The sequence below is a fragment of the Streptomyces sp. NPDC002730 genome, from assembly GCF_042888805.1.
Taxonomy (GTDB): domain Bacteria; phylum Actinomycetota; class Actinomycetes; order Streptomycetales; family Streptomycetaceae; genus Streptomyces.
This window is the reverse complement of sequence record NZ_JBIAQG010000003.1, coordinates 571,533-588,026: the sequence shown is the minus strand read 5'-3', so window position 1 is coordinate 588,026 and position 16,494 is coordinate 571,533. Positions and strand designations below refer to the sequence as shown.

General features: G+C 69.5%; 14 protein-coding genes and 1 tRNA gene. 7 read left to right on the top strand and 8 right to left on the bottom strand.

Going from position 1 to position 16,494, the window contains the following annotated elements; all coding sequences use genetic code 11:
* Positions 1-53: 53 nt before the first annotated feature.
* Positions 54-473 carry a hypothetical protein gene (locus ACFYXH_RS10930; RefSeq protein ID WP_389561753.1) on the top strand — a complete coding sequence of 140 codons (420 nt, stop codon included), beginning with the start codon at positions 54-56 and terminating at the stop codon, positions 471-473.
* A gap of 383 nt (positions 474-856) precedes the next feature.
* On the opposite strand, the gene ACFYXH_RS10925 is transcribed toward ACFYXH_RS10930, so the two are convergent.
* Positions 857-2,245 carry a cystathionine beta-synthase gene (locus ACFYXH_RS10925; protein WP_389561752.1) on the bottom strand — a complete coding sequence of 463 codons (1,389 nt, stop codon included), beginning with the start codon at positions 2,243-2,245 and terminating at the stop codon, positions 857-859.
* Between the two features lie 162 nt (positions 2,246-2,407).
* On the opposite strand from ACFYXH_RS10925, the gene ACFYXH_RS10920 reads away from it, so the two are divergent.
* The 3 genes from ACFYXH_RS10920 to ACFYXH_RS10910 all read left to right on the top strand — a co-directional run bounded on the left by ACFYXH_RS10920 (position 2,408) and on the right by ACFYXH_RS10910 (position 5,859).
* Positions 2,408-3,478 carry an SGNH/GDSL hydrolase family protein gene (locus ACFYXH_RS10920; protein WP_389561751.1) on the top strand — a complete coding sequence of 357 codons (1,071 nt, stop codon included), beginning with the start codon at positions 2,408-2,410 and terminating at the stop codon, positions 3,476-3,478.
* Positions 3,479-3,589: 111 nt separating this feature from the next.
* Entirely contained in the window at positions 3,590-4,810 is a 1,221-nt protein-coding gene (locus tag ACFYXH_RS10915; RefSeq protein ID WP_389561750.1) for an acetyl-CoA C-acetyltransferase, read from the top strand.
* 224 nt (positions 4,811-5,034) lie between these two features.
* Positions 5,035-5,859 (top strand): hypothetical protein, encoded by an 825-nt coding sequence (locus ACFYXH_RS10910; RefSeq protein ID WP_389561749.1) that lies wholly within the window; start codon positions 5,035-5,037, stop codon positions 5,857-5,859.
* An 82-nt stretch (positions 5,860-5,941) separates the two neighbouring features.
* On the opposite strand, the gene ACFYXH_RS10905 is transcribed toward ACFYXH_RS10910, so the two are convergent.
* Positions 5,942-6,268, bottom strand: a complete 327-nt coding sequence (locus ACFYXH_RS10905) for a hypothetical protein (RefSeq protein WP_389561748.1) — start codon at positions 6,266-6,268, stop codon at positions 5,942-5,944.
* Between the two features lie 99 nt (positions 6,269-6,367).
* Here ACFYXH_RS10905 and ACFYXH_RS10900 point away from each other — a divergent pair, with 99 nt between their 5' ends.
* On the top strand, positions 6,368-6,598 hold the full coding sequence (locus tag ACFYXH_RS10900; RefSeq protein WP_327324042.1) for a DUF4287 domain-containing protein: 231 nt from the start codon (positions 6,368-6,370) through the stop codon (positions 6,596-6,598).
* Between the two features lie 80 nt (positions 6,599-6,678).
* On the opposite strand, the gene ACFYXH_RS10895 is transcribed toward ACFYXH_RS10900, so the two are convergent.
* A complete protein-coding gene (locus tag ACFYXH_RS10895; RefSeq protein ID WP_389561747.1) occupies positions 6,679-7,569 on the bottom strand; it encodes a Bax inhibitor-1/YccA family protein in 891 nt (296 codons plus the stop codon).
* Between the two features lie 166 nt (positions 7,570-7,735).
* Positions 7,736-7,818: transfer RNA gene (locus ACFYXH_RS10890), tRNA-Leu, on the bottom strand.
* A gap of 351 nt (positions 7,819-8,169) precedes the next feature.
* On the opposite strand from ACFYXH_RS10890, the gene ACFYXH_RS10885 reads away from it, so the two are divergent.
* Positions 8,170-8,940 (top strand): ABC transporter ATP-binding protein, encoded by a 771-nt coding sequence (locus ACFYXH_RS10885; protein ID WP_327324044.1) that lies wholly within the window; start codon positions 8,170-8,172, stop codon positions 8,938-8,940.
* 51 nt (positions 8,941-8,991) lie between these two features.
* Complete coding sequence (locus ACFYXH_RS10880) at positions 8,992-11,538, top strand: ABC transporter permease (RefSeq protein WP_389561746.1); 2,547 nt, start codon at positions 8,992-8,994, stop codon at positions 11,536-11,538.
* 97 nt (positions 11,539-11,635) lie between these two features.
* Here the strand turns inward: ACFYXH_RS10880 and ACFYXH_RS10875 are convergent, their stop codons facing one another.
* The 4 genes from ACFYXH_RS10875 to ACFYXH_RS10860 all read right to left on the bottom strand — a co-directional run bounded on the left by ACFYXH_RS10875 (position 11,636) and on the right by ACFYXH_RS10860 (position 16,489).
* A complete protein-coding gene (locus ACFYXH_RS10875) occupies positions 11,636-12,937 on the bottom strand; it encodes a class I SAM-dependent methyltransferase (protein WP_389561745.1) in 1,302 nt (433 codons plus the stop codon).
* A 282-nt stretch (positions 12,938-13,219) separates the two neighbouring features.
* Positions 13,220-14,632, bottom strand: a complete 1,413-nt coding sequence (locus tag ACFYXH_RS10870) for an NAD(P)/FAD-dependent oxidoreductase (protein WP_389561744.1) — start codon at positions 14,630-14,632, stop codon at positions 13,220-13,222.
* A 358-nt stretch (positions 14,633-14,990) separates the two neighbouring features.
* Positions 14,991-15,905, bottom strand: coding sequence for an exopolyphosphatase (locus ACFYXH_RS10865; protein WP_389561743.1), 915 nt, complete (start codon positions 15,903-15,905; stop codon positions 14,991-14,993).
* On the bottom strand, positions 15,902-16,489 hold the full coding sequence (locus ACFYXH_RS10860; protein ID WP_389561742.1) for a DUF501 domain-containing protein: 588 nt from the start codon (positions 16,487-16,489) through the stop codon (positions 15,902-15,904). The genes ACFYXH_RS10865 and ACFYXH_RS10860 overlap by 4 nt, the downstream gene beginning before the upstream one ends.
* Positions 16,490-16,494 lie beyond the last annotated feature (5 nt).

Here is a 16,494-nt window from a genome sequence, read left to right as displayed (position 1 = left end):
AGTGGGGCTAACCCCACTGACGCGACGGCCGGTCGCACGTAGCGTGAACGACTATGGAAGCCCGCGACCCTGAGCTCAAAAAGGAGCTCGACGCCACCCTGCACGCCCGCCGCGAGCTGGGGGAGGAGTACGAGTCCGCACTCGTCGAATCGTTCCTGGAGAAGGTCGAGCAGCGGCTCGACGGCACGGTGGACCGCCGTGTCCGCCGCCAGCTCGCCGAGCAGCAGATGGTGGTCGCCCGTGGCGCCCGCCCGCCGCACTCCTCGGAGTCGAATTTCGGGGAGCGCTTCGGCTTCGGCATCGTCTCGATGATCCTGGCCATCCCGCTGTCGGCGATCGGCGTGGTGAACGCCAACTTCGAGGGCCTGGTGGTGACCTGGCTCGGCATCGTCGGCGTGAACGCGGTCCACGCGGCCAGGGGCTGGCCGTGGTTGCGCCGGCAGCAGCGCGAGAAGTCCGACTGGGAGGACTAAGGCGTGCCCTGCGGCCGGACCGGCTCGGCCGCGGGGCCGGCAAAAAAGTCTTGGCGGGGACCGCCGCACCCCCGGCGAACCGGAGGGCGGGACGACGGCGGTCCCCGCGTGGGACACGGTCCCGGGTCAGGGCCGGTCTCCGCGTCCAGGGCGTCTTGGGAGGTCCGGGAGCCGCTCCGGAGGTCCTAGACGCCGCTGTGGGTGTCGGCCGGGTTACCTGCCCGGTCGCCCTGCCGACATCCACCAATGTGCCCGACGCGTGTTAAGCGGGTGCTGCGTGAACGTGACGCGCTCGTACCTTTTTCGCGGCCGGGAGGTCCGGGAGGTTGCCCCCGGACCAGCCGCGACGGAAACGCGCACGTTTCCGCCGCCAGTTGCCGCCGCTAGTTGCCGCCCTTCGCCAGGAACGCCAGCAGGTCCTGACGGCTCACCACACCGGTCGGCTTCCCCTCGACCAGCACGATCGCCGCGTCGGCCTCGCCGAGCACCTTCATCAGGTCGCCGACCGGCTCGCCCGAGCCGACCTGCGGCAGCGGCGAGGACATGTGCTTCTCCAGCGGGTCGGTCAGCGAGGCGCGCTGCGTGAACAGCGCGTCCAGCAGCTCCCGTTCGACGACGGAGCCGATGACCTCCGCGGCCATCACGTCCGGGTGTCCCGCTCCCGGCTTCACGATCGGCATCTGCGAGACGCCGTACTCCCGCAGCACCTCGATCGCCTCGCCGACGGTCTCCTCCGGGTGCATGTGCACCAGGCTCGGGATCTTGCCGCCCTCCTTGTCCTTGAGCACATCGTTGACGCTCGCGGACGGGCCCTCGCCCTCCAGGAAGCCGTAGTCCGCCATCCACTCGTCGTTGAAGATCTTGCTGAGGTAGCCGCGGCCGCTGTCCGGCAGCAGGACGACCACGACGTCGTCGGGGCCGAGCCGCTCGGCCACGCGCAGCGCGGCGACCACCGCCATGCCGCACGAGCCGCCGACGAGCAGCCCCTCCTCCTTGGCGAGGCGGCGCGTCATCTGGAAGGAGTCCTTGTCGGAGACGGCGACGATCTCGTCGGTCACCGTCCGGTCGTACGCACTCGGCCAGAAGTCCTCGCCGACGCCCTCGACGAGGTACGGCCGGCCGGAGCCGCCGGAGTACACGGAGCCCTCCGGATCCGCGCCGATGACCGTGACCTTCCCGTCGCTGACCTCCTTGAGGTAGCGGCCGGTCCCGGAGATGGTGCCGCCGGTGCCGACGCCCGCGACGAAGTGGGTGATCCGCCCGTCCGTCTGGTCCCAGAGCTCAGGACCGGTGGTCTCGTAGTGCGAACGGGGATTGTTGGGGTTGGAGTACTGGTCGGGCTTCCAGGCGCCCGGAGTCTCCCGCACCAGCCGGTCCGAGACGTTGTAGTACGAGTCGGGGTGCTCGGGGTCGACGGCCGTCGGGCAGACGACGACCTCGGCGCCGTACGCACGGAGCACATTGATCTTGTCCGTGGACACCTTGTCCGGGCAGACGAAGATGCACTTGTAGCCCTTCTGCTGAGCCACGATGGCAAGTCCGACACCGGTGTTTCCACTGGTCGGCTCGACGATCGTGCCGCCGGGCTGCAGCGCGCCGCTCTGCTCGGCCGCCTCGATCATGCGCAGGGCGATCCGGTCCTTCACCGAGCCGCCGGGGTTGAAGTACTCGACCTTGGCCAGGACGGTCGCCTGGATGCCTGCGGTCACGCTGTTCAGCTTCACCAGCGGGGTATTGCCGACAAGACTGATCATCGAGTGGTGGATGCGCACAATGTTTCTCCGGGATCTCCGTAGTGGTGCGGCCAGCGTAAGCCGACGAGCACGGGATTGGGCGACGGTGGCTACGGGGCAGTTAGCTGATGACTGCCGATGGCTGACGTACGGCCACGAGGTGGCTACGAGGAGGTGACTCGGACTGTGTCGAGGGCGAGGGTGGCACGACGCATCGCCGCAGGTGCGGCCTACGGCGGCGGCAGCATCGGGCTGCTCGGGGCGGCGGCCGTAGGGGTGGTGCTGGCCGAGGTACAGCTGGCGAAGCGCTCGGTGGGCGGGGGCAAGGCCCCGGTCCCGCCGCGCGGGGACGGCATGTACGGGCTGGCCTTCGGGCGCACCGATCCGCTGCTCCTGGTGGTACTCGGCGACTCGACGGCGGCGGGGCAGGGCGTGCGCCGAGCCGGTCAGACGCCGGGGGCGCTGCTCGCGTCCGGCCTGGCGGCGGTGGCGGAGCGGCCGGTGGAGGTGGTCAATATCGCGCTTCCGGGCGCGATGTCGGACGATCTGGAGCGCCAGGTCACGCTGCTGCTGGCGGACCGGACCCGTACGCCCGACGTCTGCGTGATCATGATTGGCGCGAATGACGTCACGCACCGGATGCCACCCACGCAGTCTGTCCGGTATCTGTCCTCCGCGGTGCGCAGGCTGCGTACGGCGGGCGCGGAGGTGGTGGTCGGCACATGCCCTGATCTGGGCACGATCGAGCCGGTGTACCAGCCGCTGCGCTGGCTCGCCCGCCGGGTCTCGCGGCAGCTGGCCGCGGCCCAGACGATCGTGGTGGTGGAGCAGGGCGGCCGTACGGTCTCGCTGGGCGATCTGCTGGGCCCTGAGTTCGCGGCGAATCCGCGCGAGATGTTCGGCGCGGACAACTACCACCCGTCGGCGGAGGGGTACGCGACGGCGGCGATGGCGATGCTGCCGACGCTCTGCGCGGTGCTGGGTCTGTGGCCGGAGTCGGACCACCCGGAGGCGGACCGCAACGAAGGCGTGCTGCCCGTGGCCAGGGCGGCGGCGACCGCGGCGGCGGAGGCGGGCACGGAGGTCACGGCCGCGAGGGCGCCCTGGGCACTGCTCAAGCACCGCAGGCGCCGGCGCCTTCCGGCACCTTCGCCGACGACGGAGCCGGCAGCGTCGGAGGCACAGCAGGCGTGGACAGGCACGGGCACGGGCACGTCCAGTGGCACACCGGGCGCAACCGGTCGCAACCGGGCACGGGAATATCCGGACTGAGCGGACGCTTAGAAAAGAGGCCCGCATCACACGGCTCGCACGGTGACCTACGCGATACGTACGGGTAACTTCCCAGACAGTCCTGCGTACTCTCGCCCTCCTGGAGCCGTGATGCCCGAAGCCGTGATCGTCTCTGCTGCCCGCTCCCCCATTGGCCGGGCCTTCAAGGGCTCCCTGAAGGACCTGCGCGCCGACGATCTGACCGCCACGATCATCCAGACCGCGCTCGCCAAGGTCCCCGAGCTCGATCCCAAGGACATCGACGACCTGATGCTCGGCTGCGGCCTGCCCGGCGGTGAGCAGGGCCACAACCTCGGCCGGATCGTCGCCGTGCAGATGGGGATGGACCACCTCCCCGGCTGCACCGTCACCCGCTACTGTTCCTCCTCGCTCCAGACCTCCCGCATGGCGCTGCACGCCATCAAGGCCGGCGAGGGCGATGTCTTCATCTCGGCCGGTGTCGAGATGGTGTCCCGCTTCGTGAAGGGCAACTCCGACACCCTGCCGGACACGCACAACCCGCTCTTCGCCGAGGCCCAGGCCCGCACCGCCGCCGTCGCCGAGAACGGCGCCGCCGACTGGCACGACCCGCGCGAGGACGGCCTGGTCCCGGACGCGTACATCGCCATGGGCCAGACCGCCGAGAACCTGGCGCGCCTCAAGGGCGTCACCCGCCAGGACATGGACGAGTTCGGCGTACGGTCCCAGAACCTCGCCGAGGAAGCCCTCAAGAACGGCTTCTGGGAGCGCGAGATCACTCCGGTGACGACCCCGGACGGCACGGTCGTCTCCAGGGACGACGGCCCGCGTGCGGGCGTCACCCTGGAGGGCGTGCAGGGCCTGAAGCCGGTCTTCCGCCCCGACGGCTTCGTCACCGCCGCCAACTGCTGCCCGCTCAACGACGGCGCCGCCGCGCTCGTGATCATGAGCGACACCAAGGCGCGCGAGCTCGGCCTGACCCCGCTGGCCCGGATCGTCTCCACCGGCGTTTCCGGCCTCTCCCCCGAGATCATGGGCTACGGCCCGGTCGAGGCCTCCAAGCAGGCGCTCAAGCGCGCCGGCCTGACCATCGGCGACATCGACCTGGCCGAGATCAACGAGGCCTTCGCGGCCCAGGTCATCCCGTCCTACCGGGACCTCGGCCTGGACGTGGACAAGGTCAACGTCAACGGTGGCGCCATCGCCGTCGGCCACCCCTTCGGCATGACGGGCGCGCGGATCACCGGCACGCTCATCAACAGCCTGCAGTTCCACGACAAGCAGTTCGGTCTGGAGACCATGTGCGTGGGCGGCGGCCAGGGCATGGCGATGGTCATCGAGCGCCTGAGCTGACGCACTTCTCGGGCCCTTCGGAGCTCAAGTCGTGACTGAATCTCCCCCAGGATGTGACCTATGCCCTGGGGGAGAGCCATTTCCCCAGGTCAGAGTGGTTTTCCCGCTAAACACCGGGGCCAAAGTTCTGTCCAATTCGTGACGTAATGCACTGACAGGACGAGCGGGTTCACCGCAAGCTGATGTAGGAAGTCGGGGGGATCGATGAAACAGGGAGTACGTCAGTGAGCGCCATGCCTCTTGCCCTGCTGCTGACCGCGGCCACCGCCACGGCCGTGGGCGCCGCTGCCCTGCACGCCGCCTACCGTCTGCGCAAGCAGGTCACCGCCCTGCGCACCGAGCTGGCCAGGACGCACGGCACCGGCCGCCTCGCGGTCGTACCGCAGGCCCGCGCCACCCCCGCCGCCGAGATACGTGCCGCCGTCGCGGAGGCGCTCGCCGAGGAGCGGGAGCGCGAGCTGGCCGAGGCGCGCGCCTTCTGGGCGGCGCAGGAGACCCGCGATGCGGCGGACGCACCCTCGCTGCTCGGTGGCCTGGCCGCCCCCGGCGAGGAGCTCCCGTTCTACGTCCCGCGCCAGTCCGATTTCGTGGGTCTGGAGGCGATGGACTTCGACGCGGTCGAGGCGTTCGACGACATGGCGGACCTGCCCGAGGTGACGGAGTTCGCCGAGGACTCCCCCGAGCTGGCCGCCGCCCGCCGCCGCCACCCCTCGCACCCCGACTTCGTGCCGGTCCAGACCCCGGTGGTCACCGACCACGAGCGCACCGTGGCCCGCCTCGAGCAGCTCGCGGAGACGGGTACGGAGCTCACGGACGTACGCCCCGGCCCGCTCGGCACACTCGATGTCTATGCCTTCGCCGACGGCACGACGCTCTGTCTGACCCCCGGCCACCGGGAGACGGCGGAGCGGCTCGCCGAGGCGCTGCGCGCGGGCGACAGCCCGGTGCTGCTGGGCGGCTCCGGTGTCTCCGGCGCGTACGCCCTGACCTTCGCGTGCGGCGAGGAGAGCGTGTACATCCTCGCGGACCGCGTGATCGCGTCGCTCTAGACCGGTCTACGGGCGACAGCCCGGCCCCCGCGCGCCCGGCCGCACGGGTGACAGCCCGGCCCCACGCGCGCCAGGCCCCGGGCTACAGCCCCGCCCGGCCCATCGCCGCCCGCACCAGACTCACGGCCTCGTCGACCTCCTCCAGAGAACCGGACGGGGCCGCTCGCAATGCCTCGGCCAAATCCCGCCCGGCCACCATCAGTTGATCCGCAACCGCGAACGGACCCGCGTCGGGCATGATCCGCGGCGCCCTGTCCGGCGCCTCGATCCGCTGGGCCCGCAGCGCCAATTCCCTGGCCAGCACCAGCCCTTCGGCGGCCGCACCACGCTGCAGCCGGCTCTGCGGCGCGGCCCGCAACCGGTCGGCGAAGCGGTCCACGGCGGCCGTCAGCTCAGTGGTATCAAACACGCCGCGACCCTACGCGCCGCCCCCGGCCTGTTGCCAATACGCGAGCGCTCAGGCACGGTGGCGGGAAGGAGCACACGCGCAACGCGTCCGGAGGCGCCGATGTCCCAAGTCTTCTCCGAAGAGACCCATCGAAATCTGCTCTCGCGAATCCCCCATTGCACCGGTCGTGAAATCTCCGACTGGCTCCGCACCGTCGACGAAGGCCCGTCCCTCTTCCGCTTCGAGGAGAAGGTCAGCTGGCTCCGGAGCGAGCACGACCTCGCCTACGGACACGCCAAAGCGATCATCCATGAGTACGACCTGAGGCGGGCAGCGCGCAAACTGCTCTAGCCGCTCCAGGTGTGCCGAAACCGCCGAAGGGCCCACAGGCGGTTGCCTGCGGGCCCTTCGCACGACTACAGCCGGCTGCGTCAGTCGTTGCCCTGGAGGATCGACAGCAGTCGCAGCATCTCCAGGTAGATCCACACCAGGGTCATGGTGAGGCCGAAGGCCGCCAGCCACGACTCCTCGCGCGGAGCGCCGTACGTGACCCCGTCCTCGACCTGCTTGAAGTCGAGGGCAAGGAAGCACGCGCCGAGGATGATGCCGATGACACCGAAGAGGATGCCGAGGCCACCGCTGCGGAAGCCGAGGCCGTCACCGCCGCCGAACAGGGCGAACAGCAGGTTCACGGCCATGAGCAGCATGAAGCCCATGGCAGCTGCCATCACGAAGCCGTAGAAGCGGCGGTTGACCCGGATCAGCCGGGTCCTGTACGCGATGAGCACACCGACGAAGACACACATGGTGCCCATGACGGCCTGCACCACCGTGCCCGGGCCGATGTAGGTGCTGACGGCGCTGGAGATCACTCCGAGGAAGACACCCTCGAAGGCCGCGTACGCCAGGATGAGCGCCGGCACCGGCTTGCGCTTGAACGCCTGGATGAGCGAAAGGACCATGGCCACCAGGGCCGCGCCGATCGCGATGCCGTACGACTTGCCGATATTGGCTTCGTCGACCGGCAGCATGACCCAGGCGAGCACCGCAGTGAGGACGACCGTGCCGAGCGTCATGGCGGTACGCGCCACGACGTCATCGATGGTCATCACATTGGCGCGGGCGGGAGCCTGCGGGCCGGCGCCGTACTGCGCGTCCGCCGGTGCGTAAGGGTTGGTCGCGTACGGGTTGCCCGCGCCCTGGGCGTAGGGGTTGGTTCCTACGGTGGGGCCCCCGGCCTGCGGCTGCTGCGCGTTGAACCCCGCGTAGCCGTTGTCGCGGCTGAACCCCCGTCGCGAGAAGACCGGGTTACTGCTCCTCATTTCACTCCTCCATGGCCACCCTGCGCGGCCTTGACGACAAGAGTAATGCGAAGGCAAAAGCAACACTCTAGTGCTCGGGGAGGATCTTTCCAGGATCGTGACCGGACCCGCATCCAGGACGGCGCCCCGGCGGGGCGGTCAGCTGCAGGTGGAACGGGCGATGAAGTGCCCGGAGCCGGACTTGAACCGGCACGCCCCCGAGGGGCAGCGAGGTTTAAGCTCGCCGTGTCTGCATTCCACCATCCGGGCAAGGCGTGCGGTCCGCTTCGGCCCCTGAGCCTATCCGGGTGGATCTACCGGTCTGCGGGCCCTGTGGCCCGATGTTGTCTTATTTTATTGGCTTCTGAGGGTGCGTCAGTGCAGGTAAGGGGGCATTCGTACCCGCACCGCACGGCCGCCGGCCGCCCTCGCGCCATCATGGGAATGACGGAAAGTCGCCTCCTCGCGTCTCAGGGACGCCGTCATACCAAAGGAGGAGGAACGGGCCGCGTGGTCCGACCCAAGTGGGCCCCGGGAACGGGCATCCGGACGGACGATCCGCGGCCGGGTGGCGGACAGGATGGGGTGGTCCCCTCAGCCACCTCGACAGGAGCCATCCTCGTGACCACCACCCCCATCGCTCACCGCGCCACCGCAGTGGCCGCTCGCGCCACGGAACTGTCCAAGGTGTACGGACAGGGCGAGACCCAGGTGGTCGCGCTGGACCGGGTCACCGTGGACTTCCGGCAGGCGGAGTTCACCGCGATCATGGGCCCCTCGGGCTCCGGCAAGTCCACGCTGATGCACTGCGTGGCCGGCCTGGACAGCTTCAGCTCCGGGTCCGTACGGATCGGTGAGACCGAGCTCGGGTCGCTCAAGGACAAGCAGCTGACCCAGCTTCGCCGGGACAAGATCGGCTTCATCTTCCAGGCGTTCAACCTGCTGCCGACGCTGACCGGTCTTGAGAACATCACCCTCCCGATGGACATCGCGGGCCGCAAGCCGGACAAGCAGTGGCTGCAGCGAGTCATCGACATGGTGGGCCTGCAGGACCGGCTCAGCCACCGCCCCACCGAGCTCTCGGGCGGCCAGCAGCAGCGCGTCGCCGTCGCCCGCGCCCTGGCCTCCCAGCCGGAGATCATCTTCGGTGACGAGCCGACCGGAAACCTGGACTCGCGCTCCGGCGCGGAGGTGCTGGGCTTCCTGCGCAACTCCGTACGCGAGATGGGGCAGACCGTCGTCATGGTCACGCACGACCCGGTGGCCGCCTCCTACGCCGACCGGGTGATCTTCCTGGCCGACGGCCGGATCGTCGACGAGATGCTGCACCCCACCGCGGACGGCGTCCTCGACCGGATGAAGGAGTTCGACGCCAGGGGCCGGACCAGCTGAACGACCGCTGACCCGTAGACCTCCGGCTCTCACACCAGGACTGACTCAGACATGTTCCGTACCGCCCTGCGCAATGTGCTCGCGCACAAGGCCAGACTGCTGATGACCGTACTCGCCGTCATGCTCGGCGTGGCCTTCGTCTCCGGCACCCTGGTCTTCACCGACACCCTCGGCAACGCCTACCGCAAGCAGTCGGCCAAGAGCTACGACAACGTCGCGGTCGCCGTCACCACGTACGCCGATCAGACCGACGGCAAGAAGAACGCCGGGATCGACACCAAGACCCTGGAAAGGATCCGGGGTCTGGACGGGGTCGCCGGCGCCACCGGGCGGGTCTCCGGCTTCGCCGGCGTCGCCGACCAGGACGGCAAGCTGATCGGCAACGGCTGGTCCAACACCGGTGCGAACTTCGCCCCCGGCAAGGACGGCAAGGACTCCGCCTACACCTTCACCGACGGCTCGGGCCCGGTGAAGGACAGCCAGGTCGCCCTCGACCAGGACTCCGCGACCAAGGGCAAGTACCGGGTCGGGGACACCGTACGGGTCGCGACCAACGGCCCGGTGAAGGAGTACACCCTCTCAGGTGTCTTCACCACCGAGGACGGCGCCGTCAACGCCGGCGGCAGCCTGGTCCTCTTCGACACCCCGGTCGCGCAGAAGCTGTATCTGCAGCCCGGCTACTTCAAGGACGTCACCGTCACCGCCGCGGCCGGAGCCTCCGAACAGAAGATCCTGGACACGGTCAAGCCGCTGCTGCCCAAGGACGCCGCGGCGCAGACCGGCAAGCAGCTCGCCGACGACCAGGCCCGGGAGATCGAGGAAGGCCTCAGCAACCTCAACACGACGCTGCTCGCCTTCGCCGCCATCGCGCTCTTCGTCGGCGTCTTCCTGATCGCCAACACCTTCACCATGCTGGTCGCCCAGCGCACCAGGGAACTGGCGCTGATGCGCGCCGTCGGCGCCTCGCGCCGCCAGGTCAAGCGCTCGGTGATGCTCGAGGCGCTGGTCGTCGGCGCACTCGCCTCCGTGATCGGCTTCGTTCTCGGTATCGGGCTGGCGACCGGGCTGCGTTCCGCGATGACCTCCTTCGGTGCGAAGGTGCCGGCGGGTCCGCTGATCATCTCGCCCACCGCGATCGCTTCCGCCCTCGCGGTCGGTGTGCTGGTCACCGTGCTCGCCGCGTGGCTGCCCGCCCGCCGGGCCGCGAAGATCCCGCCGGTGGCGGCGATGAGCAGCGTGCACGCGGTGGCGACCACCAGGTCGCTGGTCGTACGGAACTCCATCGGCGGCGTGATCACGCTGCTCGGCGCGGCCGGGATCCTCGGCGGCGCGGCGATCGGCAAGGACGGCCGGATGCTCATCGCGGGCGGCGCGTTCCTGACGATGATCGGCATCATCGTGCTGATTCCGCTGCTGTCCCGTCCCGTGATCGCACTGGCGCGTCCACTGCTGCACCGTGTGTTCGGAGTGTCCGGCAAGCTGGCCGGCCAGAACGCGGTCCGTAATCCGCGCCGTACCGGAGCCACCGCCTCGGCACTGGCCATCGGCCTCACCCTGGTCACCGGCCTCTCGGTACTCGGCGTCACGATGGGCCGTGCCGTGGACAAGATGACCACGGACAACATCAGGGCCGACTACCTGGTGACGATGGCCGGCGGCGGTGCGCTGGACAAGTCGGCGCTGACCGCGCTGGAGAAGGCGAAGGGTGTCAGCGCGGTCTCCCCGCAACAGGCCACCTCGCTGGAGATCAAGGGCGAATGGCACTCGGTCTCCGCGGTCACTCCCGGGGACGTGGAGAAGGTCTTCGACCTCAAGACGGTCTCCGGCTCCATGGCCACCCTCGGCAAGGGCCAGATCGCGGTCGCCGAGAAGACCGCCAAGTCCAACGGCTGGAAGCCCGGTGACTCGCTGTCGGTGAAGTTCGGCGACGACCATGACGGCGGCAAGGCCGAGACGAAGAACCTGACGGTCGGCGCGGTCTACACCGACAACGAGTTCCTCTCGCCGGTGCTGGTCTCCACGGACATCGTCGCTCCGTACGAGGCGAAGCCGTACATCCCCGAGGTCTGGGTGAAGATGGACGGCGGTCCGACCAAGGCCAACGAGCAGGCGCTGGTGGACGCGCTGGGCAACAGCCCGGCGATGAGCGTCATGGACCAGCAGGACATCCGGAACAAGTTCGGCGGCATGATCAACACCCTGCTGAACATCATGTACGGACTGCTGGCGATGGCCCTGATCATCGCGGTCCTCGGCGTCATCAACACCCTCGCGATGTCCGTCTTCGAGCGTCAGCAGGAGATCGGCATGCTGCGGGCGATCGGCCTGGACCGCCGCAAGGTCAAGCGCATGATCCGCCTGGAGGCGGTGGTGATCTCGGTCTTCGGCGCGGTGATCGGTGTCGGGCTCGGGTCCTTCCTGGCCTGGGCGATCGGCGAGACGATCAGGAAGCAGATCCCCGGGTACGCGCTGGTCATGCCGTGGGACCGGATCGGGATCTTCCTGCTGCTCGCCGGTGTGGTCGGGGTGCTGGCCGCGCTGTGGCCGGCGCGCAGTGCCGCGAAGCTGAACATGCTGACGGCGATCAAGACCGAGTAGGTCCTGTACGCCGCAAGGGCCCCGCGACCTGTGCAGGTCGCGGGGCCCTTGCGGTTGCCTCCGGATCGCCCGGAACCTCAGTCGGCCCCGGGCCGACTCACCCGGCCCGATTCCATTCGCGCGTACGCAGCGGCAGCCCGGAGGTCCCGCTCTCCGGCGACTTCACGGCCAGGATCTGGTTGACCCCGATCCTGTTGCGCTCGAAGGAGAGCGCGCAGGCAGCCATGTAGAGCCGCCAGACACGGGCACGGCCAGGAGTGCTGAGCCGCACCGCCTTGCGCCAGTTCGCCTCCAGGTTGGCGACCCACTGGCGCAGTGTGAGCGCGTAGTGCTCGCGGATCGACTCGACGTCACGGACCTCGAAGCCGGCTTCCTCGAGCGTGCCGACGGTACGGCCGAGCGGGGCGAGCTCACCGTCCGGGAAGACGTATCGGTCGATGAACTCGTCCACCTGGTAGGCGGATTCGTCCTTCTCGGGACGGCGGGCGATCTGGTGGTTGAGCAGCCGGCCGCCGGGCTTGAGGAGCGAGAAGAGCTGTTCGGCGTACTCGTGGTAGCGGACCTCACCGACGTGTTCGGCCATGCCGATGGAGGAAATGGCGTCGTACGGACCGTCCCTGACGTCCCGGTAGTCCTGAACGCGGATCTCGATCCGGTCGGTGAGGCCCTCTTCGGCGATGCGCTTGCGGGCGAAGGCGGCCTGCTCACGGGAGAGGGTGACGCCGATGACCTGGACGCCGTACTCGCGGGCGGCATGGATGGCCATGGCGCCCCAGCCGCAGCCGACGTCGAGGAGCCGGTTCCCCTCCTTCAGGTCGAGCTTGCGGCAGATGAGGTCGAGCTTGTCGCGCTGGGCATCTTCGAGACTGCTGTCCTCGTCCTCCCAGTACGCGCACGAGTAGACCATCGACGGCCCGAGCACCAGCGCGTAGAAGTCGTTGCCGACGTCGTAGTGGTGGCTGATGGCCCGCTTGTCGCGGAGCTTGGTGTGCAGCGGCCCCAAGCGCCGCCGGACTTCCTCGGCGGGCGGGGCGGGCGGTGGCAGCATCCCGCCGATCTTCAGCAGCCCGCGGGCGGCGGCGCGCATGCGCGGGTCGCGGACCGGGTGGACGCTGTCCGTGGACTCGTCGCCGCGCTCCCAGAGGAGCCCGGCGAGCAGGCCGAGCGCGGCGTACAGATCGCCGTCGACATCGATCTCCCCGGCCACCCAGGCCCGGACCAGCCCGAGCTCCCCGGGCCGCCACAACAGCCGGCGCAGCGCGCGCCGGTGCCGAATGACGAGAACGGGACCGCCCGGCGGCCCGGCCTCGCTGCCGTCCCAGGCCCGGATACGGACCGGGAGCGGGTCTCCGAGCAACTCCTCGGCAAGAGCGGTCAGCCGCAGTGCGGCGTCGGCCATGGCGCACACCTCCGTGACGGTGGATCCCAGAAATGCTGCGCACCACGCGCTGGGCTGCGCGGTGCACTCCAGGGAACAATCCGACCACCCTGCGCGCTTCCCGACATCACGCAATGCCCGAGCAAAATACCTGCATGCCACACGTACCCGTCCGGGCGACGGGAACGGGCGCGTGCGGCTGCTCCGTTGACGGAAGAAATGTCCCGCGCACGGCCGAAGGGGCCGCCCGCACCACGGATGGCGGGCGACCCCTTCGGGGTAGGACGTGCTGTGCTGCTGCGGCTAGGAGGCCTTGGCCTTCTCTGCTTCCGCCTTCTGCGCTTCGGCCTTCTCCGCTGCCGGCTTCGGAGCGGCCGCCGGAGCCGGCTTCGCCGCCTCGTAGAACTCCTCGCGCGGCGACTCCATCGCGCCGAGCGAGACGACCTCACGCTTCAGGAACATCGCCAGCGTCCAGTCCGCGAAGACACGGATCTTGCGGTTCCAGGTCGGCATCGCCATGCCGTGGTAGCCACGGTGCATGTACCAGGCGAGCCGGCCCTTGAGCTTGATCTTCACCTTGCCCATGACGATCATCGCGACGCCCTTGTGCATGCCGAGACCGGCCACCGCACCCTTGTTGGCGTGGCTGTACTCCTTCTGCGGGAAGCCCCGCATACCGGAGATGACGTTGTCGCCGAGCAGCCGCGCCTGACGCAGCGCGTGCTGGGCGTTCGGCGGGCACCAGGCGTTCTCCACGCCGGCCTTGCGGGCCGCGACGTCCGGGACCTGGGCGTTGTCGCCGGCGGCCCAGATGTAGTCGGTGCCCTGGACCTGCAGCGTCGTCGTGGTGTCGACGTGGCCGCGCGGGCCCAGCGGCAGGCCGTAGCGGGCCAGCGCCGGGTTCGGCTTCACACCGGCCGTCCACACGATGGTGCTGGAGTCGACCGCGAGGCCGTTCTTCAGCACCACGTGGCCGTCCACGCAGGAGTCCATCGACGTCGAGAGGTAGATCTCGATGCCGCGGCCCTCGAGGTGCTCCTTGCCGTACTTGCCCAGCTTCGGGCCGACCTCGGGAAGGATCTTGTCGGCCGCGTCGACCAGGATGAAGCGCATGTCCTCGCGCTTGACGTTCGTGTAGTACTTGGCCGCGTCGCGCGCCAGGTCCTCCACCTCGCCGATGGTCTCGGCGCCGGCGAAGCCGCCGCCCACGAAGACGAAGGTGAGCGCCTTGCGGCGGACGTCCTCATCGGTCGTCGAGTCGGCCTTGTCGAGCTGCTCGAGTACGTGGTTGCGCAGGCCGATGGCCTCTTCGATGCCCTTCATACCGATGCCCTGCTCGGCGAGGCCGGGGATCGGGAAGGTGCGGGAGATCGCGCCGAGCGCGACGACCAGGTAGTCGAAGGGCACCTCGTACGCCTCGCCGACCAGCGGCGAGATCGTGGCGACCTTGCGGTCCTGATCGATGGTGGTGACCCGACCGGTGAGCACCTCGGCCTTGGGCAGGACGCGTCGCAGCGGTACGACGACGTGCCTCGGCGAGATGCTGCCGGCGGCGGCTTCGGGGAGGAAGGGCTGGTACGTCATGTACGAGCGCGGGTCCACGACCGTGACGGTCGCTTCCGCATAACGCATCTTCTTCAGAATGCGTCGAGCTGCGTACAGGCCTACGTACCCACCGCCTACAACGAGGATCCTGGGACGCTCCGTGGTGCTCATGCCATCGAGTATCCACCCCCCTCGGAGGGGGGGCTCGTGAGCCCCTTCACAAGGTCCTGACCCACCTCTGCTACACTGCGCCGCCCACGTGACCGAGGTCATGGCGGTGGAGGGGAACCACGGTGTAAAGGCAAACATTGTTCGCCCCCCGTGAGCTGGTCCCTAAGGGGCCGCCCGGCGGTGGACCACTGCCCTGATCAACACTCCCGCAACATGCCTGGATCCGTCCGGAATGCACGCGCCCGGGACCGACGGGTGGGCCGCGGGGGGCTTTCGACCCCCCGCAGCGCCCAACAAGGACGTTTTCCTTGTGAAGAACTTCACGAAGTTCGTCGCGCCGCAGTCGCGAGACCGGTCTCTAGGCGATGGACCAGGCGATCCCGTCGAGGATGTCGTGCTCGCTGACGACCACTTCGCGCGCGCCGATCCGCTCCATGATCTCCCTCAGCACCAGCGCCCCGGCGCCGATGACATCCACGCGCCCCGGGTGCATGACCCGGTGCGCGGCGCGCTGCTCGTGCGTGGACTCCAGCAGCGTGTCGCTGATCCTCACCACCTGCTCGTAAGGGATCCGGGCGTGGTGGATCTTCGCCGAGTCGTATGCGTCGAGGCCGAGCGCGATCCCCGCGACCGTCGTCACCGATCCGGCGAGACCGACCAGGGTGCGCGCCTCCCGCAGCGGGACGGTCTCCTCCGCCAGATCGAGCGCGGCCCGGATGTCCGCGCGGATCGCGGCGATCTCGTCGGCCGCCGGCGGATCGTTGCGGATGTGGCGCTCCGTGAGCCGTACGCAGCCGATGTCGACGGACCGCGCGGCCAGCACGTGCTCCTCGCCGACGACGAACTCGGTCGAGCCGCCGCCGATGTCCACGACCAGGCGCTCCTCATGGCCCGGCAGGCCCCCGGTGGCGCCGGTGAAGGAGAACTCCGCCTCCTGCTCGCCGGTGATCACCTCGGGCTCGACGCCGAGGATGTCGAGGACGCCACGGACGAACTCGTCGCGGTTCTCGGCATCACGCGAGGCGGAGGTGGCCACGAAGCGGAGCTTCCCGGCACCGTGCTCCTTGATGACGGCGGCGTACTCGCGGCAGGCCGCGAAGGTCCGCTCCAGCGCCTCGGGCGCGAGCCGTCCGGTGCGGTCCACGTCCTGACCCAGCCTGACAATGACCATCCGCCGGTCGAGGTCGACCAGCTCGCCGGTCTCGGGGTCAGCGTCGGCGACAAGGAGGCGGATGGAGTTCGTACCGCAGTCGATGGCGGCGACCCGGGTCACTCCTTGTCCCCTTCTTCACGAGCCGCGACTTCTTCACGAGCCGCGACTTCCTCACGGGGCGCGACCGCTTCACACGGTGCGACACAGGGGCCCTTGCGCCACCACTCGGGGAGCATGGCGATCGCCTCGTCGCCCAGCGGGTTGACCCCGGGCCCGGCCGCGAGCGAGTGGCCGACCAGGACGTGCAGGCACTTCACCCGGTCGGGCATGCCGCCGGCGCTGGGGAAGCCCTCCAGCACCTCGATCGCGTCACGGCGCGCGATGTAGTCCTCGTGGGCGGCGCGGTACGCGGCGGCCAGCTCCGGGTCGGTCGCCAGGCGCTCGGTCATCTCCTTCATGACGCCGTTCGCCTCGAGCGTGCCGATCGCCGACGCGGCCCGCGGGCAGGTCAGGTAGTACAGCGTCGGGAACGGCGTGCCGTCGGGGAGCCGCGGAGCGGTCTCGACGACATCCGGCCGGCCGCACGGGCAGCGGTGCGCGATCGCGCGCAGACCGCGCGGCGGGCGGCCGAGCTGCTCCTTGAACGCGGCGATGTCCGCGTCGGTCGGCGGAGTGGGGTCGGTGGTGGGAGGGGGCGTTTCCATGCCTG